Annotated in this window: 18 protein-coding genes; 11 read left to right on the top strand and 7 right to left on the bottom strand. The window is 69.9% G+C overall.

Features of this window, described 5'->3' with window-relative positions; all coding sequences use genetic code 11:
• Positions 1–279: 279 nt before the first annotated feature.
• On the bottom strand, positions 280–3,423 hold the full coding sequence (gene ileS, locus OG219_RS13220) for an isoleucine--tRNA ligase (RefSeq protein WP_266826131.1): 3,144 nt from the start codon (positions 3,421–3,423) through the stop codon (positions 280–282).
• A 606-nt stretch (positions 3,424–4,029) separates the two neighbouring features.
• On the opposite strand from ileS, the gene OG219_RS13215 reads away from it, so the two are divergent.
• The 5 genes from OG219_RS13215 to OG219_RS13195 all read left to right on the top strand — a co-directional run bounded on the left by OG219_RS13215 (position 4,030) and on the right by OG219_RS13195 (position 8,995).
• Complete coding sequence (locus OG219_RS13215) at positions 4,030–5,064, top strand: TraR/DksA C4-type zinc finger protein (RefSeq protein ID WP_266826129.1); 1,035 nt, start codon at positions 4,030–4,032, stop codon at positions 5,062–5,064.
• An 88-nt stretch (positions 5,065–5,152) separates the two neighbouring features.
• The gene (lspA, locus tag OG219_RS13210) at positions 5,153–5,812 is read left to right on the top strand and encodes a signal peptidase II (protein WP_266826127.1); all 660 of its coding nucleotides are present in this window, start codon (positions 5,153–5,155) and stop codon (positions 5,810–5,812) included.
• 88 nt (positions 5,813–5,900) lie between these two features.
• Complete coding sequence (locus OG219_RS13205) at positions 5,901–6,845, top strand: RluA family pseudouridine synthase (RefSeq protein ID WP_266465290.1); 945 nt, start codon at positions 5,901–5,903, stop codon at positions 6,843–6,845.
• Positions 6,842–7,309 (top strand): GNAT family N-acetyltransferase, encoded by a 468-nt coding sequence (locus OG219_RS13200; protein ID WP_266826124.1) that lies wholly within the window; start codon positions 6,842–6,844, stop codon positions 7,307–7,309. The genes OG219_RS13205 and OG219_RS13200 overlap by 4 nt, the downstream gene beginning before the upstream one ends.
• Positions 7,310–7,408: 99 nt before the next feature.
• Positions 7,409–8,995 carry a Na+/H+ antiporter gene (locus tag OG219_RS13195; protein ID WP_266826122.1) on the top strand — a complete coding sequence of 529 codons (1,587 nt, stop codon included), beginning with the start codon at positions 7,409–7,411 and terminating at the stop codon, positions 8,993–8,995.
• Between the two features lie 207 nt (positions 8,996–9,202).
• Here OG219_RS13195 and OG219_RS13190 read toward each other — a convergent pair whose 3' ends face one another.
• Entirely contained in the window at positions 9,203–10,321 is a 1,119-nt protein-coding gene (locus OG219_RS13190; protein ID WP_266826120.1) for a mechanosensitive ion channel family protein, read from the bottom strand.
• 132 nt (positions 10,322–10,453) lie between these two features.
• Between OG219_RS13190 and OG219_RS13185 the strand changes: the two genes are divergently transcribed.
• Positions 10,454–11,023, top strand: a complete 570-nt coding sequence (locus OG219_RS13185; protein WP_266826118.1) for a dienelactone hydrolase family protein — start codon at positions 10,454–10,456, stop codon at positions 11,021–11,023.
• Positions 11,024–11,053: 30 nt separating this feature from the next.
• On the opposite strand, the gene OG219_RS13180 is transcribed toward OG219_RS13185, so the two are convergent.
• From OG219_RS13180 to OG219_RS13165, 4 genes are all read right to left on the bottom strand, one after another.
• Complete coding sequence (locus OG219_RS13180) at positions 11,054–12,724, bottom strand: alkaline phosphatase (RefSeq protein WP_266826116.1); 1,671 nt, start codon at positions 12,722–12,724, stop codon at positions 11,054–11,056.
• Between the two features lie 162 nt (positions 12,725–12,886).
• Positions 12,887–13,699, bottom strand: coding sequence for a thioredoxin domain-containing protein (locus OG219_RS13175; protein WP_266826114.1), 813 nt, complete (start codon positions 13,697–13,699; stop codon positions 12,887–12,889).
• A gap of 94 nt (positions 13,700–13,793) precedes the next feature.
• The gene (locus OG219_RS13170) at positions 13,794–14,483 is read right to left on the bottom strand and encodes a hypothetical protein (RefSeq protein WP_266826112.1); all 690 of its coding nucleotides are present in this window, start codon (positions 14,481–14,483) and stop codon (positions 13,794–13,796) included.
• Between the two features lie 67 nt (positions 14,484–14,550).
• Positions 14,551–15,879 carry a DUF2252 domain-containing protein gene (locus tag OG219_RS13165; protein ID WP_266826110.1) on the bottom strand — a complete coding sequence of 443 codons (1,329 nt, stop codon included), beginning with the start codon at positions 15,877–15,879 and terminating at the stop codon, positions 14,551–14,553.
• Positions 15,880–16,126: 247 nt separating this feature from the next.
• Here OG219_RS13165 and dnaE point away from each other — a divergent pair, with 247 nt between their 5' ends.
• Positions 16,127–19,663: a DNA polymerase III subunit alpha gene (dnaE, locus tag OG219_RS13160; RefSeq protein WP_266826108.1), complete on the top strand. Its 3,537-nt coding sequence runs from the start codon at positions 16,127–16,129 to the stop codon at positions 19,661–19,663.
• Positions 19,664–19,775: 112 nt separating this feature from the next.
• Here the strand turns inward: dnaE and OG219_RS13155 are convergent, their stop codons facing one another.
• Positions 19,776–19,955: a hypothetical protein gene (locus OG219_RS13155; RefSeq protein ID WP_266826106.1), complete on the bottom strand. Its 180-nt coding sequence runs from the start codon at positions 19,953–19,955 to the stop codon at positions 19,776–19,778.
• Between the two features lie 224 nt (positions 19,956–20,179).
• Between OG219_RS13155 and OG219_RS13150 the strand changes: the two genes are divergently transcribed.
• The 4 genes from OG219_RS13150 (at position 20,180) to OG219_RS13135 (ending at position 24,094) form a co-directional block, all read left to right on the top strand.
• The gene (locus OG219_RS13150) at positions 20,180–21,397 is read left to right on the top strand and encodes an NYN domain-containing protein (protein ID WP_266826104.1); all 1,218 of its coding nucleotides are present in this window, start codon (positions 20,180–20,182) and stop codon (positions 21,395–21,397) included.
• 52 nt (positions 21,398–21,449) lie between these two features.
• Positions 21,450–22,475: an ABC transporter ATP-binding protein gene (locus OG219_RS13145; protein WP_266826102.1), complete on the top strand. Its 1,026-nt coding sequence runs from the start codon at positions 21,450–21,452 to the stop codon at positions 22,473–22,475.
• Positions 22,476–22,581: 106 nt separating this feature from the next.
• Complete coding sequence (locus OG219_RS13140; RefSeq protein WP_266826100.1) at positions 22,582–23,403, top strand: ABC transporter permease; 822 nt, start codon at positions 22,582–22,584, stop codon at positions 23,401–23,403.
• Positions 23,404–23,437: 34 nt separating this feature from the next.
• Entirely contained in the window at positions 23,438–24,094 is a 657-nt protein-coding gene (locus tag OG219_RS13135; protein ID WP_266826098.1) for an AAA family ATPase, read from the top strand.
• Positions 24,095–24,234: the final 140 nt, after the last annotated feature.

The raw sequence follows: 24,234 nt of genomic DNA, 5'->3' as shown, positions 1-24,234 counted from the left end.
CGGGGTACGCAACGCCGAAGGCCCGGGGCCACCAAGATTCTTGGTGGCCCCGGGCCTTCTTGTGCGGGTTGTGGGGGCGGGGGTGGGGGTTGTTCGCCCCCTCCGCCCCTTCCCGTCCCGTTCCTGGGGGCTGCGCCCCCAGACCCCCCTGTCGCGCTGCGCGCTCGTCCTCAAACGCCGGACGGGCTGAAACCGCGGCCCCCACGGGTGGGTGGGGGATAGGGATGGCGTCGTCTCGTCCTCGAACGCCGGGCGGGTCAGCCCGCCCGACGTTCGGTGTTACGCCTTGCGCAGGCGGAACGTCAGGGACAGGGGCTCGTCCGTGAACGGGGGGCCGTAGGTGTCGTCCGCCTCGGACTGGGCGAAATCTGTGGCGAGGACCTCGTCGGCGATGAGGGGGGTGTGTTCGGTGAGGGCTGCGATGACTGCCGGGTTCGTGGAGGTCCAGCGGAGTGCGATGCGGTCGGCCACGTCGAGGCCGCTGTTCTTGCGGGCCTCCTGGATCAGGCGGATCGCGTCACGGGCCAGGCCCGCCTGGCGCAGCTCGTCGGTGATCTCCAGGTCGAGCGCGACGGTCGCGCCGGAGTCGGATGCCACCGACCAGCCCTCGCGGGGGGTCTCTGTGATGATCACCTCGTCCGGGGCCAGGGTCACCGTCTCGCCGTCGACCTCGACCGAGGCCGTGCCCGCGCGCAGGGCGAGGGAGAGGGCGGCGGCATCGGCTTCCGCGACGGCCTTCGCCACCGCCTGGACGCCCTTGCCGAAGCGCTTGCCCAGGGCGCGGAAGTTCGCCTTCGCGGTCGTGTCGACCAGGGAGCCGCCGACCTCGGAGAGCGAGGCGAGGGAGGAGACGTTCAGCTCTTCGGTGATCTGTGCGTGCAACTCGCGGTCCAGGGTCTCGAAGCCCGTCGCGGCGACCAGCGCGCGGGACAGCGGCTGGCGGGTCTTGACGCCCGACTCCGCGCGGGTGGCGCGGCCCAGCTCCACGAGACGGCGTACGAGCACCATCTGCTTGGACAGCTCCGGGTCGATGACGGACAGGTCCGCCTCCGGCCAGGAGGAGAGGTGTACGGACTCGGGGGCGCCCGGGGTGACCGGCACCACCAGGTCCTGCCAGACCCGCTCGGTGATGAACGGGGTCAGCGGGGCCATCAGGCGCGTGACCGTCTCGACGACCTCGTGCAGGGTGCGCAGCGCCGCCTTGTCGCCCTGCCAGAAGCGGCGCCGGGAGCGGCGTACGTACCAGTTGGACAGGTCGTCGACGAACGCCGACAGGAGCTTTCCGGCGCGCTGGGTGTCGTACGCCTCCAGAGCCTGCGTCACCTGGTCGGTGAGCGCGTGGAGTTCGGACAGGAGCCAGCGGTCGAGGACCGTGCGGTCGGCCGGGGCCGGATCGGCCTCGCTGGGCGCCCAGTTGGACGTGCGCGCGTACAGGGCCTGGAAGGCGACCGTGTTCCAGTACGTGAGGAGCGTCTTGCGGACGACCTCCTGGATGGTGCCGTGGCCCACGCGGCGCGCGGACCACGGGGAGCCGCCGGCCGCCATGAACCAGCGGACCGCGTCGGCGCCGTGCTGGTCCATCAGCGGGATGGGCTGCAGGGTGTTGCCCAGGTGCTTGGACATCTTGCGGCCGTCCTCGGCGAGGATGTGGCCCAGGCAGACCACGTTCTCGTACGAGGACTTGTCGAAGACGAGCGTGCCGACCGCCATGAGGGTGTAGAACCAGCCGCGGGTCTGGTCGATGGCCTCACTGATGAACTGCGCCGGGTAGCGGCTCTCGAAGAGCTCCTTGTTCTTGTACGGGTATCCCCACTGCGCGAACGGCATCGAACCCGAGTCGTACCAGGCGTCGATGACCTCCGGGACGCGGGTCGCGGTCTGCGCGCACTGCGGGCAGGGGAACGTGACCTTGTCGATGTACGGGCGGTGCGGGTCCAGGTTCGACTGGTCGGTGCCCGTCAGCTCGGAGAGCTCCGCGAGGGAGCCGACGCAGGTGAGGTGGCCCTCCTCGCAGGTCCACAGCGGGAGTGGAGTGCCCCAGTAGCGGCTGCGGGACAGCGCCCAGTCGATGTTGTTGTTCAGCCAGTCGCCGTAGCGGCCGTGCTTGACCGACTCCGGGAACCAGTTGGTCTTCTCGTTCTCCTGGAGGAGGCGGTCCTTGATGGCCGTGGTGCGGATGTACCAGGACGGCTGCGCGTAGTAGAGGAGCGCGGTGTGGCAGCGCCAGCAGTGCGGGTAGCTGTGCTCGTACGGGATGTGCTTGAAGAGCAGTCCGCGTTCCTGGAGGTCCTCGGTGAGCTTTTCGTCCGCCTTCTTGAAGAAGACACCGCCTACGAGGGGGACGTCCTCCGCGAAGGTGCCGTTCGGACGGACGGGGTTCACCACGGGCAGGCCGTACGCGCGGCAGACCTTGAGGTCGTCCTCACCGAAGGCGGGGGACTGGTGGACCAGACCCGTACCGTCCTCGGTCGTGACGTACTCGGCGTTGACCACGTAGTGGGTTTCCACGTCCGCCGGGAACTCCACCAGCTCGAACGGACGTTGATAGGTCCAGCGCTCCATCTCGGCGCCGGTGAAGGTCTCGCCGGTGGTCTCCCAGCCCTCGCCGAGGGACTTCTCGACGAGCGGTTCGGCGACGACGAGCTTCTCCTCGCCGTTGGTCGCGACGACGTAGGTGACGTCGGGGTGCGCGGCGACGGCGGTGTTGGAGACCAGCGTCCACGGGGTCGTCGTCCACACCAGGAGTGCTGCCTGGCCGGCGAGCGGACCGGAGGTGAGCGGGAAACGGACGTACACGGACGGGTCGACGATCGTCTCGTAGCCCTGCGCCAGCTCGTGGTCCGACAGACCCGTCTCGTCGCGCGGGCACCACGGGGCGACGCGGTAGTCCTGGACCAGCAGACCCTTGTTGAAGATCTCCTTCAGCGACCACCAGACGGACTCGACGTACTCGGGGTCCATCGTGCGGTAGGCGTCGTCGAGGTCGACCCAGTAGCCCATGCGGTCGGTGAGCTCGGCGAAGGCGTCTGTGTGGCGGGTCACGGACTCGCGGCACTTGGCGTTGAACTCGGCGATGCCGTACGCCTCGATGTCCTGCTTGCCGGTGAAGCCGAGCTCCTTCTCCACGGTGAGTTCGACCGGGAGGCCGTGGCAGTCCCAGCCGGCCTTGCGGGCCACGTGGTAGCCGCGCATGGTGCGGAAGCGCGGGAAGACGTCCTTGAAGACGCGCGCCTCGATGTGGTGGGCGCCCGGCATGCCGTTCGCGGTGGGCGGGCCCTCGTAGAACACCCATTCGGGGTGGCCCTCGGACTGCTCAAGGCTCTTGGCGAAGATCTTCTGCTCGGCCCAGAAGTCGAGCACGGCGTGCTCGAGGGCGGGCAGGTCGACCTGGGCGGGCACCTGGCGGTACGTCGGCGCTGTCATCAGCGAACTTCCTCCAACGGACTTTCTGCCTTCCGTCGGAGGGACGAGAGCCTGTGCGGCTGCCTAGCAGCCGCTGCGGACGCCGTGTGCGGCGCGCTCCCGCGGTACCACCCTCCTTGGCTCTCCGGTGCTCTGTGTGCGCCGGTGAGCCCCCTCATTGGGGTCGCGATACCGGGTCTACCGGCCTTGGCCGCTGGGCCCAGGCTTTCTTCCGGCGGCTCCGGGGTGATCTTCGCATCGCGCTCGCCCCCGGGCTTCCACCGCCCCCGGGTCGCTCTTGGCCGCTTACGCCGCTACTCGTCCCCATCCACGCTTCTCGCTGCGCCCAGTGTACGGCGCCGCGAGGACAGCGGCCGACCGGTTTCCCGGGGTGCCCCGGTGGCCTGCGAAGTGACCCGAATGGCGAGGTGTGGATGTCCGGATCCTGGGACACCGGACTCGGCGGATTACCCGGCGGGGAGCTGGGCACAACGCTTGCAGGCTTGTCGCGCGGGACCCGCGGGGCGGACGAATCGCTGGTGTGCCCCGTTGCCGCGGGCCAGAAGTCGATTTATCGTCCCAGCACGATTCGCGAGCAAGATCACGATATGTGAAGGGGCCGCGGCCATGGTGGCGAAGAAGACCGCCGTACAGCAGTCGGCGTCCGGCAGATCCACGGGTCCGGCGGCCAAGGATGTGGGTGGGAAGAAGAGCGCGCAGGGGACACCGGCGGAGGGCGGTGCCGCCGCCAAGCCGGTGAAGAACGCGTCCAGGACGGCTGCCAAGGCGTCCAGGGCGGCCACCAAGAAGACGGCCACCTCTGAGGCCGCCACCTCTGAGGCCGCCACCTCTGAGGCCGCCACCTCTGAGGCGGCCACCTCGAAAACGGCCACTCCGAAGGCGGCGGTTTCGAAAACGGCGGCCAAGAAGGCCACCGCCAAGAAGTCCACGGCAAAGAAGGCCCCTGCGAAGAAGGCGGTGGCCAAGAAGACCGTCGGGAAGAAGGCCGCGGTGGCGGAGGCCGTTCCGGAGGAGACCGGGGCGGCGAAGGGCGGTACTACGAAGAGGGCCGGTGCCAAGCGCGCCGCCAAGAAGAGCAGCAGTACGGCGAAGACGGCGGTCGCTTCCGCGGCCCAGGGCGCGGCCCAGGCCGCGAAGACGACGGGAGCCACGACGGTGGTTGCGAAGAAGACTCCTGGTACGGCCACGGCGGCGAAGAAGCCCACCGCTGTCCCCAAGGCGCGGGTCTCCGCGGTGGTGGAGCCCGGCGAGCTCGCGGTGCGCCCCGGCGAGGACCCCTGGACCCCCCAAGAGGTCGCGGAGGCACGTGCGGTGCTCCAGTCCGAGGCGCTGCGGCTGAGTTCCGAGATCACCTCGTCCGAGGAGGCGCTCGCGGGCCTGATGCGCGACTCCGGCGACGGCGCGGGCGACGACCAGGCGGACACCGGCACCAAGAACATCACGCGCGAGTCCGAGATGGCGCTCAACGCCAACGCGCGCGAGATGCTGGAGCAGACCGAGCGGGCGCTGCAGCGCCTCGACGCGGGCACGTACGGACTCTGCGAGAACTGCGGCAACCCCATCGGCAAGGCGCGGATGCAGGCCTTCCCGCGCGCCACCCTGTGCGTCGAGTGCAAGCAGAAGCAGGAACGCCGCTACTGAGCGGCGCGGGAGGGCTCCTGCGCACGTGGGCGCCAGGGGGCGTGTCGTACCCTCGTCCTCAGTCAGGAACCTAGGTTGAGGGACTCACGTGGCAGAGGCGGAGCGCATCATCGGTACGCCGGACATCCCAGGGGCGGCGGGATCCGGGCCGGAGCAGTCCGACGAGAACGCGGCGTCGGGCGACGGCTCCGGCTCGGACGGGTCGGCCCCGGCCGAGGGGTCCGGCGCGGACGGGACCGCGACCCCGGACGAGCGGCCCAGGGGCAAGCGCAGGATCGCCGTCCTGTTCGCGGTCGCCGCCCTGGCGTACGTCCTCGACCTCGTCAGCAAGATGATCGTGGTCGCGAAGCTGGAGCATCACGACTCGATCGAGATCATCGGGGACTGGCTGAAGTTCGAGGCGATCCGCAACGCGGGCGCGGCCTTCGGTCTCGGTGAGGCCTTCACCATCATCTTCACGGTGATCGCGGCGGCCGTGATCGTGGTGATCGCGCGGCTGGCGCGCAAGCTGTACAGCCTGCCCTGGGCGATCGCGCTCGGCCTGCTGCTCGGCGGCGCGCTCGGGAACCTGACCGACCGGATCTTCCGCTCGCCGGGAGTCTTCGAGGGTGCGGTCGTCGACTTCATCGCGCCCAAGCACTTCGCGGTCTTCAACCTGGCCGACTCGGCGATCGTGTGCGGCGGCATCCTGATCGTGCTGCTGTCCTTCCGGGGGCTCGACCCGGACGGGACCGTCCACAAGGACTGAGTCTCCGGGCCGGCGTACGGAGCCTCCGAGCGCACTGACGTTCGGGCTGTGGTCGGGCGGTGTCGGAGCCGTCCGGCATACTCGACGGGTGAGCACCATTCCCGAGATCCGTAACCTGCCCGTGCCCGACGGTCTGGAGGGCGAGCGTGTCGACGCCGCCATCTCCCGTATGTTCGGCTTCTCCCGCACGAAGGCCGCCGAGCTCGCCGCGGCGGGGAAGGTCACGGTCGACGGCTCGGTGGTCGGGAAGTCCGAGCGGGTGCACGGCGGTGCCTGGCTCGAGGTGGAGATGCCGCAGGCCCCCGCCCCGGTGCAGATCGTGGCCGAGCCCGTCGAGGGCATGGAGATCATTCATGACGACGACGACATCGTCGTGATCGTGAAGCCGGTCGGCGTCGCCGCGCACCCGAGCCCCGGCTGGACCGGGACCACCGTCATCGGCGGCCTCGCCGCCGCGGGCTACCGGATCTCGACCTCCGGTGCCGCCGAGCGCCAGGGCATCGTGCACCGGCTCGACGTCGGCACCTCGGGCCTGATGGTGGTGGCCAAGTCGGAGCGCGCGTACACGTCGCTGAAGCGGCAGTTCAAGGAGCGCGTCGTCGACAAGCGCTACCACTCGCTGGTCCAGGGCCACCCGGACCCGATGAGCGGCACGATCGACGCTCCGATCGGGCGCCACCCGAACCACGACTACAAGTGGGCCGTGACGGCGGAGGGCAAGCCGTCGGTCACGCACTACGACCTCATCGAGGCGTTCCGTGCCGCCAGCCTCCTCGACATCAAGCTGGAGACGGGGCGTACGCATCAGATCCGTGTGCACATGTCGGCCCACCGGCACCCGTGCGTGGGCGACCTGACGTACGGGGCGGACCCGACGCTCTCCAAGCGGCTCGGGCTCACCCGGCAGTGGCTGCACGCGGTGCGGCTCGGCTTCGAGCACCCCGGTGACGGGCAGTGGGTGGAGTTCGAGAGCGGCTACCCCGAGGACCTCCAGAAGGCGCTCGACAAGGTCCGCGAGGAGAGCTACGCGTGAGTGTGTCGTACGAGGTGCGGGTCGCCGAGGAGGCAGCCGACCGCGAGGCCTGCTTCGCGGTGCGCAAGGAGGTCTTCGTCGGCGAGCAGGGCGTGCCCGAGGACATCGAGTACGACGCGTACGACGAGGGGGCCCTGCATGTGCTGGCCGTCCGCGAGGACGGGTTGCCGCTGGGCACCGGACGCCTTCTGTACGGCGAGGAGGCCGCCGCGAAGACCGACGGTGACCTGACCGTCGGCTCGCTCGGGCGGCTCGCCGTGAAGCGGGAGACGCGTGGGCTCGGCGTCGGCGCCGCGATCGTGACCGGCATCGAGGACGCTGCACGCGAGCGTGGACTCGCCGCGGTGGATCTGCACGCGCAGACGCATGCCCTGGGGTTCTACGAGCGGCTCGGATACGTGGCGTACGGCCCGGAGTTCCAGGACGCCGGCATCGCGCACCGGGCGATGCGCAAAGCGCTCTGAGCGGTGCCGCGAGCTGTCGCCGCCGCTTTGTCGTAGGCGCGTGGCACGCTTGAGGTCTGGATCTTCCTTGATCGCCCAGACCTCGCCGGAGCGTTGACCGTGGATCAGTTGGCCCTGTTGTTCGCGCTGTTGCTCGGGGCCGTGCTGAGCGTCCCGCTGGGAGACCGGCTGGGGCTTCCCGCGCCGGTGCTGATGACGCTGCTCGGGATCGTCCTCGCCGTGCTGGACTTCGTGCCCAACGTGGACATCCCGCCCGACCTGATCCTGCCCGCGCTGCTGCCGCCGCTGCTCTACGCCGCGGTGCGGCGCACGTCATGGAGACAGTTCGCGGCCAACAAACGACCGATCTTCCTGCTGGCCGTGGCGCTGGTGTTCGTCACCACCGCGGCGGTGGCCATGGTCGCGAGCGCGATCGTGCCCGGGTTGCCGATCGCCGCCGCAGTGGCGCTCGGTGCCCTCGTGGCGCCGCCCGACCCGGTCGCGGCGACCGCCGTCGCCGGTCAACTCGGGCTGCCGCGCCGACTGGTGTCGACCCTGGAGGGGGAGGGGCTCTTCAACGACGTGACGGCCATCGTGCTGTACCACGTCGCGATCGCCGCGGTGGTCAGCGGAAGCTTCTCGCCGTGGCGGGCCGGCCTCGACTTCGTGCTGTCCGCCGTCATCGCGCTCGTCGTCGGTCTCGTGCTCGGCTGGGGCACGAACAAGCTGATGGGCCTGCTCGACGACGCCACGCTGCACATCGGTCTGACGCTGCTCGTGCCGTTCGCCTCCTATGTGCTGGCCGAGGAGTTGCACGGGTCCGGGGTGCTCGCGGTGCTCATCACGGCGCTCTTCCTGGCCGAGTACGCCACCGATGCCGACGACGTCCTGATCCGGCTCGCCGGGCAGTCGTTCTGGGACGTGGTGGACACACTGGTCACCGGGGTCGCGTTCGGGCTGATCGGACTCGAACTGCACAACGCGATCAGGACCGCGTCCGGGCGGTGGGGCGAGATGCTCGGGTGGGCCGGGGCGATCGTCGCCGTCGTCGTGTTCGTACGGCTGGCGTGGCTGCTGCCGGCGACCTGGCTGACGCGGCGGCTGCATGCGAAACGGGACTACGACGAGGACATTCCGATCTCGTGGCGAGAGACCGTCGTGATGTGGTGGGCGGGGATGCGCGGGGTCGCCTCCGTGGCCCTCGCGCTGGCGATTCCGCTCAAGACGGACGACGGGTCGGCGTTTCCCGACCGGGACGAGATCGTGTTCATCGCGTTCGGGGTGATCATGGCGACGCTGGTACTGCAGGGGCTGACGCTGCCCTGGATCGTCAAGAGGCTCGGAGTGCAGGCCGACACCAAGGCCGAGAAGGCCTTCGAGAGAGAGCTCGCGGTGCGCGCGGCCAAGGCCGCGCGGGGGAGGCTGAAGGAGATCGAGGCGGTGGAGGAGCTGCCGGACGAGGTGTCCGAGCAGTTGCGGCGGCGGGCGCTCGACATCGGGCTGCGGATCAGTCCGGAGGCGGGGGAGGGGGAGCGCAGGGAGGGGCATGAGCAGCGGGTCCGGCGGATCAAGAGATTCCGGCGGATTCAGGGGGAGATGATGAGCGCGGCTCGGCATGAGGTGTTGTCCGCGCGGAGTGAGCCGGGGGCGGATCCGGAGATCGTGGACCGGGTGCTGCGGCATCTGGATGTGCGTAGCTTGCGGTGACGCGGCGCTGGGCCTGGGCGGGTTCTCTCCCGCCCGCGCACCGCCCGCTTCTGCCCCGATGACAAGTGCACGTCTCCCGTGGGGGATTCTCGCCGTTGGCGGCTGCGGGTTCGTACGATCGGCTGCTGCCGCGTACCCGCGTACCCGCGTACCCGCGTACCCGCGTACCCGCGTACCCGCGTACCCGCGTACCCGCGCGCCTGCGCGTCAGCCCCTCCCCGGGCCCGTCCGCGGCGGCGGTTCGTGGGCCCGGCCGCGGTCCGGGCGCGGGGCCTGGCCGTTGGTGTGGCCCGGTGGCAGCGCCGCGTCCGCCGTGTTGACGCGGGGGAGCGCGTAGGGGTGCTCCTCGGTCAGCCAGCGGATCATCCGCTCGCGGACCGTGACCCGTACCGTCCAGATGTCGTCCGCGTCCTTGGCGGTGACCAGGGCGCGTACCTCCATGGTGTTGGGTGTCGAGTCCGTGACGGCCAGTCCGTAGTCGCGGCCGTCCCAGGCCGGGCACTCGCGCAGGATGTCCCGCAGCTGCTCGCGCATCGCGTCCACGGGTGCGGAGTGGTCGAGCTGGAAGAAGACGATGCCGGTCATCTGGGCGCTGCCGCGCGACCAGTTCTCGAAGGGCTTGGAGACGAAGTACGAGACCGGCATCGTGATCCGGCGTTCGTCCCAGGTCCGGACCGTCAGGAACGTCAGTGTGATCTCGTCGACCGTGCCCCACTCGCCGTCCACCACGACGGTGTCACCGAGTCGCACCATGTCCCCGAAGGCGATCTGCAGCCCCGCGAACATGTTGGCGAGCGTCGACTGGGCGGCGACACCGGCGACGATGCCGAGGATGCCCGCCGAGGCCAGCAGGGAGGCACCGGCGGCGCGCATCGCCGGGAACGTGAGCAGCATCGCGGCGACCGCCACCACGCCCACGACCGCCGAGACCACGCGCTGGATCAGCGTCACCTGCGTCCGCACCCGGCGGACCCGCGCCGGGTCGCGGTGGGCGTTCGCGAAGCGCGAGTACGAGGTCTCGACGATCGCCGTCGCGATCCCCACGATCAGCCAGGCGGTGGACCCGATGAGGACCAGCGTCAGGATCCGGCCGATGTCGGCCGAGTACTCGCGGGCGATCTGGGCCTGGTCGTACGAGCCTCTCAACAGAGCCACGCACAGCACGAACTGGAAGGGGACGCGGGCGCGGCGGAGCCGGCCCCACAGCCCGGTCTCGCTGTGCCGGGCGTCGGCCCGTCGCAGCAGGAGGTCGACGGCCCACCCGATGAGCAGCGTGAGCACGACCGAGCCACCGAGGACGATCAGAGGGCGCAGCACGTTCTCCATGCCTGAGACCGTAACCGGCTCAGGGGGCTCATGAACATGAGTTCCCGGTCAGGTCCGGGTTCGGGGCGGGATCCGGTCCGACGTACGGCCTTGAGCAGGGCGTTGTCAGTGCCGGCTGGCACCATGGAGCCCATGAACATCATGCTCTTTCACTCGACCTACGGGCTCCGGCCCGCGGTGCGCGCCGCGGCGGACCGGCTGCGCGCGGCGGGCCACGAGGTGTGGACGCCCGACCTCTTCGAGGGGCGCACCTTCGAGACCGTGGAGGAGGGCATGGCCTTCAACGACGGGATCGGCAAGGACGAGCTGCTCAGACGCGCGGTGCTGGCCGCCGCGCCCTACTCCGACCGCGGCCTGGTGTACGCGGGATTCTCGCTCGGCGCCTCCGTCGCGCAGACCCTGGCGCTCGGCGACGAGAAGGCCCGCGGACTGCTGCTCCTGCACGGCACCTCGGACATCGCGGCGAGCGCGTCGGTGGACGAGCTGCCCGTCCAGCTGCATGTCGCCGAGCCCGACGCGTTCGAGACGGACGACTGGCTGAGCTCCTGGTACCTGCAGATGCGGAGAGCCGGGGCCGATGTGGAGGTCTACCGGTACGCCGGAGCGGGGCACTTGTACACCGACCCCGATCTTCCCGACTACGACGCGGAGGCCGCCGAGGCCACCTGGAAGGTGGCGCTCGGCTTCCTCGACAGCCTGTGACAGTACAGATCTTCGGGGTCCTCACACCGGTCACACCGGGTCGTACGTCCGCTCCACCTTCTGCGTGCCGCTGCGTGTGCGGTACGAACGTGCCCAGGACGAGGTCGCGTTCACCTTCGTTCGGTCGGAGAGCACGTAGTAGTCCATCTGTGCTCGGTCGGCGGTGATGTCCAGGACGCCGTAGCCGTGGCGGTCGGTGTCGACCCAGTGGACGTGCCGGTTGGCGGCGCGGATGATCGGCGCGGCGATGGCCGAGACGGAGCCCTCGGGGACCTTGACGAGGTCGTCGAGGTTGTCGGAGGTGACCGAGGTGACGACGAACTCCGTGGCCGCCGACGCGGACAGCGGGTACGTACCGGCGTTCACCGGCACGTCGTTGGCCCAGGCCATGTGGATGTCGCCGGTCAGGAAGACCGTGTTGCGGATCGCGTTGGACCGCAGGTGGGCCAGGATCTCGCGGCGGTCGTCCGTGTAGCCGTCCCACTGGTCGGTGTTGAGGGCCAGGCCCTCCTTGGGGAGGCCGAGCAGCTCGGCGAGCGGCTTGAGGAGGTCGGCGGCGAGCGAGCCGATGGCGAACGGCGAGATCATCACCGAGTTGCCGACCAGCCGCCAGGCGGTGTCGGAGGCCTTGAGCCCCGACTTCAGCCAGTCGAGCTGGGCCCGGCCGGTGAGCGTACGGTCCGGGTCGTCGACCGAGCCGCTGCCCGTGGACGCCTGCTGGGAGCGGAAGGACCGCAGGTCGAGCAGCGAGAGATCGGCGAGCTTGCCGAAGCGGAGGCGGCGGTAGGTGGTGCCCGCGATCGCGGGGCGCACCGGCATCCACTCGAAGTAGGCCTGCTTCGCGGCGGCCTGGCGCGTGGACCAGGTGCCTTCCGTGCCCTCGGTGTGGTTCTCGGCGCCGCCCGACCAGGCGTCGTTGGCGAACTCGTGGTCGTCCCAGATGGCGATGACCGGGGCGACGGAGTGCAGGGCCTGGAGGTCGGGGTCGGTTTTGTAACGCCCGTGCCGGGTGCGGTAGTCGGCGAGGGTGGTGATCTCGTTGGCCGGGGCGTGCGGGCGTACGACGGTGTCGCGGGTGCCGTACTCGCCGGTCGCGTACTCGTAGATGTAGTCCCCGAGGTGCAGCCAGGCGTCCAGGTCGCCGCGCGCCGCGAGATGGCGGTACGAGGAGAAGTAGCCCGCCTCCCAGTTGGCGCAGGACACCACGCCGAAGCGCAGGCCGGTCACGGCGGCGTCGGCCGCAGGGGCGGTGCGAGTGCGGGCGGACGGTGAGTCGGTGCCGCCGGCGGAGAAGCGGAACCAGTAGTCGGTGGCCGGCCGCAGGCCGCGGATGTCCGCCTTCACGGTGTGGTCGGAGGCGGCGGAGGCGGTGGTGGACCCCTTGGCGACGACCGAGCCGAACGCCTTGTCCGTGGCGACGGTCCAGCTCACCTGGGTGTCAGGGCCGAGCCCGGAGCCGGGTATCGCCTCGGCGGTGGGTGTCACCCGGGTCCACAGCAGAATGCCGTCGGGCAGCGGATCGCCGGAGGCGACACCGTGCAGGAAGGCCGGGGCCTCGGTGGCCGCGCGGGCCGGGAGGGCGGCCGCGAGGGGCCCGGCGAGGACGGCGGTGGCGGCCGCGGCCTTGACGACCGTACGGCGGCGCGGGGCGCGGGAGTTGACGGCGCCCGAGGGATCGGATGATCTGAAGCGACTGGTCACGAGCGAGCAGGTTACCGGCCAGTACAAGACGAGAGCGGGCGAACTCCGAAAAGTTCGCCCGCTCTTCGACTGCTGGACCCGTCAGGCTCGCAAAGTCTGCGGACCTTGCGACTGCAGGACCCGTCAGGCCCTCGAAGTGCAGACCGTGAGCCCGCTGGACCGTCAGGCCTTGAGCGCCGCGTCGATCGCCGTGGTGAAGTCGGCCACCGTCATCGGGGCGTTCTGGCCGTCGGAGCCGGTGAGCGTCTTGCCGTCCATCTTCAGGGTCGGCGTGCCCGTCACTCCGCTGTCGTCGAACTTGGCGGACATCTCCAGCGCCCACTTGTCGTAGGTGCCGTCCTTGACCGCCGTCTGGAACTTGGTGTTGTTCTTCAGCGCGGAGACGGTGTCCGCCACCTCGATCAGGTACGAGTCGTCCTTGAACTTGTCGTCGGTCTCCTCGGGGTGGTACTTCGTCGAGTACAGCGCCGTCTTGTACTCGAGGAAGGCCTCGGGGCTGACGTTCAGCGCGGCGCCCAGGGCGCTGAGCGCGTTCTTGGAGCCCTCACCGGACAGGCTGTTGTCGAGGAACGAGGCGCCGATGTACTGGACCTTGTAGTCGCCGTCCTCGATGCCCTTGTCGACGGTCGCGCCGACGGTCTGCTCGAACTGGGCGCAGATCGGGCAGCGCGGGTCCTCGTACATCTCGAGGGTCTTCTTGGCGGTGCTCTTGCCGACGACGACCGTCGTGCCGTTCGTGCCGGTGGTGTTGGCCGGCTTGACGAGCTTGTCGTCCTTCGCGGCCTCCCAGTAGTCGGGCTTGTTGCCCTGGACGACCGCGTAGCTGATGCCGCCGGCTATCGCGAGGACGCCGACGATGGAGCAGGCGACGATGACCTGGCGCTTGACCTTGTCGCGCTTGGCCTGACGCTCGCGCTCGACGCGCAGTCGCTCACGGGCCGCCGTCTTCGCGGCCTTGCTGTTCCGCTGGCTCATGTTGGTGATCTCCATGTGGGACGCGCACACGTCGTACGCGGGATACGTATGGGGGACTGCTGGTGCTCAGGTGTTGTCGCTCAGGCGGGCTTGTTCACGCGAAAGCGAGGGAGCTCGGCGGTCCGCGCCGTCCCAGGGAGTGCACGAACAGGCGCGTGCGCGCGGTGGCCGCCCGGCGGGTGGGGCGCGCAGGCCGGCGTACCGGGGCGAGCAGCCGTACCGTCACCGCGGCGACCGCGATCAGCAGCGGCCGGAAGGTGGACGCGGCCGCCGCGCGCAGCAGTTGCTCAAGGGCACGTTCGCCGCGGCGCAGCCAGGCGGCGGCGAGGAGTCCGACGCCGATGTGCGCGCCGAGCAGCAGCCAGGCGGCGGTCGGGTCGGCGTGGGTGAGCAGGGCGGCGGCGCGGTCGCCGGAGGTGCCGGTCACCCGGGCCAGCGGGGTGCCCACGGCGCCCCCGCCGCACAGCACGTCGAAACCGACCGAGCGTAGCGGACCCGCGACGGGGCCGCCCGCCCTGCCGTAACAGACGTGCTGGCCCGTGGTGAAGACGGTGTCGGCGGCCAGCTCCAGCGGTATCAGCAGGGCGGCGATCCGACCGAAGCCGCGCTTGCGGCCCCCCAAGGCGTAGGCGAGGACGAAGACGGCGGCGGCGATCGCGGCCACCGTCCCCATCGGCAGCGGGACCCGGGACAGCAGCACGTGCGACGCGGTGCTGAGCGTCACGACCATGGCCGTGAACAGCGCCGCGCGTACGGCTCTGAGCTGGGTCCCGGATATGTCCATAGCGGGGAGAGTGTGTCACGAGCTCCTGTAGGAGACCCCTAAAGGGTCCCTGTGAGTTAGTCCCCCGCTACAGACCCGGAATCCGTCCGTTACGGAACAGGTCCACGAAGATCTGGTGGTCGCCGCGCGCGCGTGCGCCGTAGCTGTGCGCGAAGTCCACCAGGAGGCCCGTGAAACCGTCCTCGTCGGCCGCGATCGCCGCGTCGATGGCCCGCTCGGTGGAGAACGGCACCAGCTCCGAGTGGCCGCTCTCGTCGTCCGCGGCCGCGTGCATCGTGGCCGTGGCCCGGCCGAGGTCCGCGACGACCGCGGCGATCTCCTCGGGGTCGTCGATGTCGCCCCAGTCCAGGTCCACCGCGTACGGCGACACCTCGGCGACCAGCTGGCCCGCGCCGTCCAGTTCGGTCCAGCCGAGCCACGGGTCGGCGTGCGCCTGGAGGGCGCGCTGGGAGATCACCGTGCGGTGGCCCTCGTGCTGGAAGTAGTCGCGGATCGAGGAGTCGATGATGTGCCGGGAGACGGCGGGGGTCTGGGCCTGCTTGATGTAGATCACCACATCGTTCTCCAGGGCGTCGGTGGCGCCCTCCAGAAGGATGTTGTACGAGGGGAGCCCCGCCGAGCCGATACCGATGCCGCGCCGGCCGACCACGTCCTTCACGCGGTACGAGTCCGGGCGGCTCAGCGAGGACTCCGGCAGCGTCTCCAGGTAGCCGTCGAAGGCCGCGAGCACCTTGTAGCGGGTCGCCGCGTCCAGTTCGATGGAGCCGCCGCCGGGTGCGAAGCGGCGCTCGAAGTCACGGATCTCGGTCATCGAGTCCAGCAGCCCGAAGCGGGTCAGCGAGCGGGCGTCGCGCAGCGCGTCCAGGAGCGGGCCCTCGGCGGTGTCCAGCGTGAAGGGCGGCACCTCGTCGCTCTTGGCGCCGGTGGCGAGGGCGTGGATGCGCTCCCGGTAGGCGGCCGCGTAGGTGCGCACCAGGTCGGAGATCTGCCCGTCGCTGAGCGCCTTCGCGTAGCCGATGAGTGCCACGGAGGCCGCGAAGCGCTTGAGGTCCCAGGTGAAGGGGCCGACGTACGCCTCGTCGAAGTCGTTCACGTTGAAGATCAGGCGGCCCTGGGCGTCCATGTACGTGCCGAAGTTCTCGGCGTGCAGGTCGCCGTGGATCCACACGCGGGAGGTGCGCTCGTCCAGGTACGGGCCGCCCCGCTTCTCCTGCTCCAGGTCGTAGTAGAACAGGCCCGCGGTGCCCCGGTAGAAGGCGAAGGCGGAGGCCGCCATCTTGCGGAACTTCACGCGGAACGCGGCCGGGTCGGCGGCCAGGAGCTCGCCGAAGGCGGTGTCGAAGACGGCGAGGATCTGCTCGCCGCGTTGCTCGTCGCTGAGCTGCGGGACCGACATCGCTGGGTGCCTCCTGGTGCAGGTGGTGCATGACGTGTGAGGACAGGTGTCCCGTCCACTTACAACGTGCGACGGAACGCCGGAGTGCCCGGATTTCCCGGACGAAGGTACGCGCTCGGTGCACGAGTACCCGCATGAAGGTACGTGTGATGGCCCGCGGAGTGTCAGTGCCCCGGCATAGACTTCGACGCTGTCCGCCAGACTGTTCGCAGCCTGTCGCCAATCGTTCTTCTTGGAGGCCGAAGCCGTGTCAAAGCCGCCGTTCACGCACCTGCACGTCCACACCCAGTACTCGCTGCTGGACGGTGCCGCGCGGCTCAAGGACATGTTCAATGCCTGCAATGAGATGGGCATGACGCACATCGCCATGAGCGACCACGGCAACCTGCACGGGGCGTACGACTTCTTCCATACGGCGAAGAAAATGGGCGTCACGCCGATCATCGGCATCGAGGCGTACGTCGCCCCGGAGTCCCGGCGCAACAAGCGCAAGATCCAGTGGGGCCAGCCGCACCAGAAGCGCGACGACGTGTCCGGTTCGGGTGGTTACACGCACAAGACGATCTGGGCGGCGAACAGTACGGGCCTGCACAACCTCTTCAAGCTCTCCTCGGACGCGTACGCCGAGGGCTGGCTGCAGAAGTGGCCGCGCATGGACAAGGAGACGATCTCCAAGTGGTCGGAGGGGCTCATCGCCTCCACCGGCTGTCCTTCCGGCGAGCTCCAGACGCGCCTTCGCCTCGGCCAGGCCGACGAGGCCCTGAAGGCGGCCGCCGAGTACCAGGACATCTTCGGCAAGGACCGGTACTTCCTGGAGCTGATGGACCACGGCATCGAGATCGAGCGCCGGGTCCGCGACGGCCTCCTGGAGATCGGCAAGAAGCTCGGCATCCCGCCGCTGGTGACGAACGACTCGCACTACACGTACGCGCACGAGGCGACCGCCCACGACGCGCTGCTGTGCATCCAGACCGGCAAGAACCTCTCGGACCCTGACCGCTTCCGCTTCGACGGCACCGGCTACTACCTGAAGTCCACGGACGAGATGTACGCCGTGGACTCCTCGGACGCCTGGCAGGAGGGCTGTGCGAACACCCTCCTGGTGGCCGAGCAGATCGACACGGCCGGCATGTTCGAGGCGAAGAACCTCATGCCGAAGTTCGAGATCCCGGAGGGGTTCACCGAGGTCACCTGGTTCAAGGAGGAGGTCCGCCTCGGGATGAACCGCCGCTTCCCCGGCGGCGTCCCGGACGACCGGCAGAAGCAGGTCGAGTACGAGATGGACGTCATCATCCAGATGGGGTTCCCGGGGTACTTCCTCGTTGTCGCGGACTTCATCATGTGGGCCAAGAAGCAGGGCATCGCGGTCGGTCCCGGCCGTGGTTCGGCGGCCGGTTCGATCGTCGCGTACGCCATGGGCATCACCGACCTCGACCCGATCCCGCACGGTCTGATCTTCGAGCGGTTCCTCAACCCCGAGCGCGTCTCCATGCCCGACGTCGACATCGACTTCGACGAGCGCAGGCGCGTCGAAGTGATCAGGTATGTGACGGAGAAGTACGGCGCCGACAAGGTCGCCATGATCGGCACGTACGGAAAGATCAAGGCGAAGAACGCCATCAAGGACTCCGCGCGCGTCCTTGGCTACCCGTACGCGATGGGCGACCGCCTCACCAAGGCGATGCCCGCGGACGTCCTCGGCAAGGGCATCGACCTCAGCGGCATCACCGATCCCGCCCACCCGCGCTACGGCGAGGCCGGCGAGATCCGCGCGATGTACGAGAACGAGCCGGACGTGAAGAAGGTCATCGACACCGCCAAGGGCGTCGAGGGCCTGGTCCGGCAGATGGGCGTGCACGCCGCCGGCGTCATCATGTCCAGCGAGCCCATTGTCGACCACGCCCCGGTGTGGGTGCGGCACACGGACGGCGTGACCATCACGCAGTGGGACTACCCGCAGTGCGAGTCGCTCGGCCTGCTGAAGATGGACTTCCTCGGCCTGCGCAACCTCACGATCATGGACGACGCCGTCAAGATGGTGAAGTCCAACAAGGGCGTCGACCTCGACCTGCTGGCCCTGCCGCTCGACGACCCCAAGACCTTCGAACTCCTCCAGCGCGGCGAGACCCTCGGCGTCTTCCAGTTCGACGGCGGCCCCATGCGCTCGCTGCTGCGCCTGATGAAGCCCGACAACTTCGAAGACATCTCCGCCGTCTCGGCGCTCTACCGTCCCGGCCCGATGGGCATGGACTCGCACACGAACTACGCGCTCCGCAAGAACAAGCTGCAGGAGATCACGCCGATCCACAAGGAGCTGGAGGAGCCCCTCCAGGAGGTTCTGGCGGTCACCTACGGCCTGATCGTCTACCAGGAGCAGGTGCAGAAGGCCGCCCAGATCATCGCCGGGTACTCGCTCGGCGAGGCCGACATCCTCCGCCGCGTGATGGGCAAGAAGAAGCCCGACGAGCTGGCGAAGAACTTCACCATCTTCCAGGCCGGCGCCAAGAAGAACGGCTACAGCGACGAGGCGATCCAGGCCCTGTGGGACGTCCTGGTCCCCTTCGCCGGCTACGCGTTCAACAAGGCGCACTCCGCCGCGTACGGCCTGGTCTCGTACTGGACCGCGTACCTGAAGGCGAACTACCCCGCCGAGTACATGGCGGGTCTGCTCACCTCGGTCAAGGACGACAAGGACAAGTCCGCGGTCTATCTGAACGAGTGCCGGCGCATGGGCATCAAGGTGCTCCCGCCGAACGTGAATGAGTCGGAGCAGAACTTCGCCGCCCAGGGCGACGACGTGATCCTCTTCGGCCTCTCCGCCGTCCGCAACGTCGGCACGAACGTGGTCGAGTCGATCATCAGGAGCCGCAAGGCCAAGGGGAAGTACGGCTCCTTCCCCGACTACCTCGACAAGGTCGAAGCGGTCGCCTGCAACAAGCGGACCACCGAATCGCTGATCAAGGCGGGCGCCTTCGACACGATGGGGCACACCCGCAAGGGCCTCACCGCGCAGTTCGAGCCGATGATCGACAACGTGGTGGCGGTCAAGCGCAAGGAGGCCGAGGGGCAGTTCGACCTCTTCGGGGGCGGCGACGAGGACACCAGCGAGCCCGGCTTCGGACTCGACGTCGAGTTCACGACCGACGAGTGGGACAAGGTCTATCTGCTCGCCCAGGAGCGGGAGATGCTCGGTCTGTACGTCTCCGACCACCCGCTGTTCGGCCTGGAGCACGTGCTGTCCGACAAGGCGGACGCGGGCATCTCCCAGCTCACCGGAGGTGAGCACGCGGACGGCGCGGTGGTGACCATCGGCGGCATCATCTCGGGCCTCCAGCGCAAGATGACCAAGCAGGGCAACGCCTGGGCCATCGCCACGGTGGAGGACCTCGCCGGTTCCATCGAGTGCATGTTCTTCCCGGCGACCTACCAGCTGGTGTCGACCCAACTCGTCGAGGACGCCGTGGTGTTCGTCAAGGGGCGCCTCGACAAGCGCGAGGACGTGCCGCGCCTGGTCGCGATGGAACTCCAGGTCCCGGACCTGTCGAACGCGGGCACCAACGCGCCTGTGATCCTCACCATCCCGGCTACCCGGATCACCCCGCCGATGGTGAGCCGGCTCGGTGAGATCCTCAGCCACCACAAGGGCGAGAGCGAGGTCCGCATCAGGCTCCAAGGCCCGACCAAGACCACGGTTCTGCGGCTCGACCGGCACCGGGTGAAGCCGGACCCGGCGCTCTTCGGTGACCTGAAGGTGCTGCTCGGCCCGTCCTGCCTGGCCGGCTGACACCTCCGGTTGATCGGCGTACACGAGGGGCGCATCCGAATCCGGATGCGCCCTTCGGTGTGTGCCTGGGCCTCAGCGGCCCCGTGGGGCTTCAACAGCCCTGCGCCGGGCCTTAGTTGTGGCCGAAGCGCTTCTGGTGCTTACGGGCGACGTCCGCTGGGCTGCCCTGGGACTGCGGCATCGGCGACTGCTGCGCCTCCGTCGAGGACCTCTCGGCCTGCTCCTGCGCACGCTCGGCCTGCGAGGAGCGGTCCTGCTGGCCGCCCTGCTTGCGGTTCTTGTTCTTGGCCATGGTGATTGCCTCCTACGGGGGGTTCTAGGGGCCAGGGCCGGGACCAGACTCACATAGGCTGAGAAGTGGCGCATTTCGGAGAATTACCGTGCGTAATAAGCCCTGTCGGAGGGTGATACTCCGATCCGCCACGCCGAAGATCGAGTTCCGGCCGTTAACCTCCGCGAGGTCGGGCAGACTCGAAGGAAGCCCAAAGCAAACCTCCCGGAAAGAGGGTGGACCGCGTGGACCGCTGCATCGTCCTGGTGGACGCCGGGTATCTGCTCGGGGCTGCCGCCAGCCTTCTCGCCGGGGACTCCTCCCGTTCCCGGATCACCGTCGACCACGCCGCCCTCATCCAGGGCCTGCGCGAACGCGCCGAGTCCGACACGGAACGGCCGCTGCTGCGCATCTACTGGTTCGACGGCGCCCCCGACCGGGTACCGCAGCCGGAGCACCGCAGGCTGCGCGTGATGCCACGTGTCACGGTGCGGCTCGGCGCCCTGACCCGTAGCGACGGGCGGTGGGCGCAGAAGGGCGTCGACGCCGCCATGCACGCCGAGCTGACCGAGCTGGCCCGCAACCGAGCCTGCTCCGACATCGTCCTGGTGACCGGCGACGGTGATCTGCTGCCGGGCATGATGGCCGCCAAGGAGCACGGGGTCGCCGTACACCTGTGGGCCGTGCAGGCGGCCGACGGGGACTACAACCAGTCCGAGGACCTGGTGGCCGAAGCCGACGAGCGCCGCGTGCTCGACCGGGCCTGGATCACCAAGGCCGTACGGGCCAAGGAGCTCGGCGGGATCTGCGCGCCGCCGCCCGCGCCGCGCCCCGAGATCGCCGCGATCCTCTCCGCGCCGCTGCCCGAGTCGGCGCACGCCGCCGCGGCCGAGCGGTCGGCGCCGGACACGGAGCACGGCCCGGCGGCCGAGTCGCCGAACGGCACGGAGGAGCGGGTGCCCGCGCCCAAGGGCGTGCCCACCCCGAAGGACCTGGCCGCGCTGCGCGCGCCCGGCCCGCAGCCCGCCCAGCATCCCGCGAGCGCGACCCTGCGCTGGTCCTCCGACAAGGGCTGGGTCGAGCGCCCCGGGGGCGCCGCCGAGTCCGCGGAGGCCGCCGCGCTGCCCACGCTCGCCCAGCTCACCTCCGCCGAGCAGCGCTGGGCCGACCGCGAGGAGGACATCACGACGGTCGGCGGTGATCCGTACGAGGTGGGGCAGGTCTTCGCGCGCCGCTGGATGGAGCGGCTCACCGACCAGAGCCATCTGCAGAAGCTGTCCGCGATGTATCCCCGCGTTCCGCACCGGGTGGACGGAGAACTGCTGCGCTACGCGGCCCGCTTCGGGCTGCTCACGCACAAGGACGACCAGATCGACGAGCACGACCGGTACGCGATCCGGGCGGGGTTCTGGCGCGAGATCGACGTGCGTACGGCGGCGGAACACGCGCCCGTGGGGGAGTGAGCCGAGGCCCCGAGCGCATAACGGGGCATCGGACCCCGTAGTCTCGTCCATCGTGAGTACGCGCACGGCAGGGGCAGTCCGCAACGGGCACAGGGGTGATGTCGTGTGCTCGGTGCGCGGTCTCACCAAGACCTACCCGGCCATGCGCGGACGACGGGGCACCCCCGGTACACCCGAGGTGCGGGCCAACGACGAGGTACGGCTGGACGTCCGGCGCGGTGAGATCTTCGGGCTGCTCGGGCCGAACGGCGCCGGCAAGACGACCCTCGTACGGCAGCTGACCGGACTGCTGCGTCCCGACAGCGGCAGCGTGGAGATCCTCGGGCACGACATCGTGCGCCACCCCGAGCGGGCGGCGCGGCTCCTCGCGTACCTCGGACAGGAGTCCACCGCCCTCGACGAGCTGACCGTGTCGCTCGCCGCGGAGACGACCGCGCGGCTGCGGGGGCTGGAGCTGCGTGCGGCGCGGGCCGAGCGGGACGCCGTACTCGACGAGCTGGGCCTCACCTCGATCGCCGCCCGCCCCCTGAAGAAGCTCTCCGGCGGGCAGCGGCGGCTCGCGTGCCTCGCCACCGCCCTCGTGGGGGAGCGGCCGCTGCTCGTCCTCGACGAGCCGACCACCGGCATGGATCCCGTCGCCCGCCGAGCCGTCTGGGCCGCCGTCGACCGGCGCCGGGCCGAGCACGACACGACCGTCCTGCTGGTCACCCACAACGTCATCGAGGCCGAGACCGTCCTCGACCGGGTCGCCGTCCTCGACCGGGGCCGGGTCATCGCCTGCGACACCCCGGCCGGGCTGAAGGAGCAGGTCGCGGGCGCCGTACGGGTCGAACTGGTCTGGCGTGAGCGTGCCCCGCTCGACGTTCCCGAGGTCGCCGCGCTGCGCGAGCACGCCGTCGAGTCCGGACGGCGCTGGACCCTGCGGCTCGCCCCCGAGGAGGCCCGCGCGGTCGTCGCCACGGTCACCGGGGGCGCCGCCTTCGCAGCCCTCGACGACTTCACGCTGGCCACGCCGAGCCTGGAGGATGTGTATCTGGCGCTCGGCGGCGACACCACACAGGGGCTGGTGAAGGCGTGAGGGCCTTGGGTGTGGACGCCTTGAGTGCGGGGGGCGCGGAATCCGTACGGACTGTCGTGGGCCTCGAGAACAGGACTGCTGCCGGAGTGAAGAGGAGCAGCTCGACGTGAGTGTCGTACCCGCTGAGGTGCTGCCGGGCAGTGCGCTGCCCGTGGCCGAGGACGTCCCCGAGGCCGCGGAACTGGGGCCTCGCGCGCGGCTGTGGCCGTCGCTGGCCGCCGTTTACCGGGCGCAGCTGTCCCGGGCGCGCGTCGCGCGGATTCCGCTGCTGTTCGTGGCCACCTTCCAGTCCATCGGGATCATGATCCTGATGCGGGGCGTGGTGGACGGCGGCGGTGAGGCGCAGGCCGTGGTGGCCGGGTCGTCGGTGCTCGTCGTGGCCTTCGTCGCCCTCAACCTCCTGGCCCAGTACTTCGGACAGCTGCGCGCCAGCGGCGGGCTCGACCACTACGCGACGCTGCCCGTGCCACCGGCCGCGGTCGTGCTCGGCGCCGCGGGCGCCTACGCCTCGTTCACGGTGCCCGGGACCATCGCCACCGCCGTCTGCGGCTGTCTGCTCTTCGGGCTGCCGATGGCCAACCTGTGGGTGCTCGTCCTGGTGATCCCGCTCTCGGGCGCCGCGCTCGCCGGGCTCGGTGCGGCCTTCGGGCTGCTCGCGCCGCGGCCCGAACTCGCCACGCTGCTGGGGCAGTTGGGGATGTCGGCGGCGCTGCTCCTCGGCGTGCTGCCGGCTGACCGGTTGCCGACGGTCGTGCAGTACGGGCGGGATCTGCTGCCCTCGACGTACGGGGTCGACGCTCTCGCGCGGACCTTCGACGCGCATCCCGACTGGGCCCTCGTCCTCGGTGACCTCGCTGTCTGCGCGGGTGTCGGGGTGGCCTCGCTGGCCCTGGCGACCTGGGCGTACCGCCGGGCGGCCGTCCGGTGACGCGGCTGACAGGCGGGCCTGGCACGATGTCAGGGTGACCGCTCCGCTGACTCCGCCTCCGCCGCCGCATCATCAGCCCTCGCACGACCCCTGGCAGGTTCCGCCCGCCAATGGTGTGGTGGAGGCCGCCGGATATGAACAGGACGGCCCCGGGATGAAGACCGAAGTGCGCGAGGCCGCCGTGATCGCGGTGGCCGTGGCGCTCGGCGGGGTACTGCTCGGGGTGCTGTGGTGGTGGCTGGCACCGTCGGTGCCGCTGATCGCCGACGACACCGCGGTGTACCTCAAGGACACCGAGGGGGAGCAGGCCATCGGGGTCGACGGAACGTTCACTCTGCTGGCGCTCGCGTTCGGCGCGGTGAGTGCGCTGGCCGTGTTCCTGTGGCGGCGGCGCGGGGGTGTTCCGCTGGTCGTCGCTCTCGCGGTCGGCGGGCTGCTCGGCTCGCTGCTCGCGTGGCGGATCGGGATCTGGCTCGGGCCCACCCAGGACGTGGTGGCGCATGCCAAGGAAGTGGGCAAGGACGTCACCTTCTCCGCGCCGTTGAAGCTGGGTGCGAAGGGGGCGATGTTGGCGTGGTCCCTGTCTGCCCTCGTGGTGCACCTTGGGCTGACCGCTTTGTTCGGGCCGCGGGATCCTGATCCGTATCTGAGCCCGTACGAGACGGCGCCGCCTGTGCCTCCGGCGGGTTGACCGGCAGGTGGGGGGTGGGGGTGGGTTTTTCGCCCCCTCCGCCCCTTCCCGTCCCTTGTTCCTGGGGCTCCGCCCCAGACCCCGCTCCTCAAACGCCGGAGGGGCTGAAAATCAAACGCCGGAGGGGCTGAAAATCTTCA

It is taken from the genome of Streptomyces sp. NBC_00038, from assembly GCF_026343635.1.
Taxonomy (GTDB): domain Bacteria; phylum Actinomycetota; class Actinomycetes; order Streptomycetales; family Streptomycetaceae; genus Streptomyces.
The sequence above is the reverse complement of the archived record's forward strand: the minus strand, read 5'-3'. Positions and strand labels throughout refer to the sequence as shown.

Bases quoted from the DNA above. Each gene is read 5' to 3' on its own strand.
- OG219_RS13165 (WP_266826110.1), bottom strand. From the start codon at position 15,879: ATGTCGGTCCCGCAGCTCAGCGACGAGCAACGCGGCGAGCAGATCCTC.
- OG219_RS13155 (WP_266826106.1), bottom strand. From the start codon at position 19,955: ATGGCCAAGAACAAGAACCGCAAGCAGGGCGGCCAGCAGGACCGCTCC.
- ileS (WP_266826131.1), bottom strand. From the start codon at position 3,423: ATGACAGCGCCGACGTACCGCCAGGTGCCCGCCCAGGTCGACCTGCCC.
- OG219_RS13175 (WP_266826114.1), bottom strand. From the start codon at position 13,699: ATGAGCCAGCGGAACAGCAAGGCCGCGAAGACGGCGGCCCGTGAGCGA.
- OG219_RS13215 (WP_266826129.1), top strand. From the start codon at position 4,030: ATGGTGGCGAAGAAGACCGCCGTACAGCAGTCGGCGTCCGGCAGATCC.
- OG219_RS13185 (WP_266826118.1), top strand. From the start codon at position 10,454: ATGAACATCATGCTCTTTCACTCGACCTACGGGCTCCGGCCCGCGGTG.
- OG219_RS13190 (WP_266826120.1), bottom strand. From the start codon at position 10,321: ATGGAGAACGTGCTGCGCCCTCTGATCGTCCTCGGTGGCTCGGTCGTG.
- OG219_RS13170 (WP_266826112.1), bottom strand. From the start codon at position 14,483: ATGGACATATCCGGGACCCAGCTCAGAGCCGTACGCGCGGCGCTGTTC.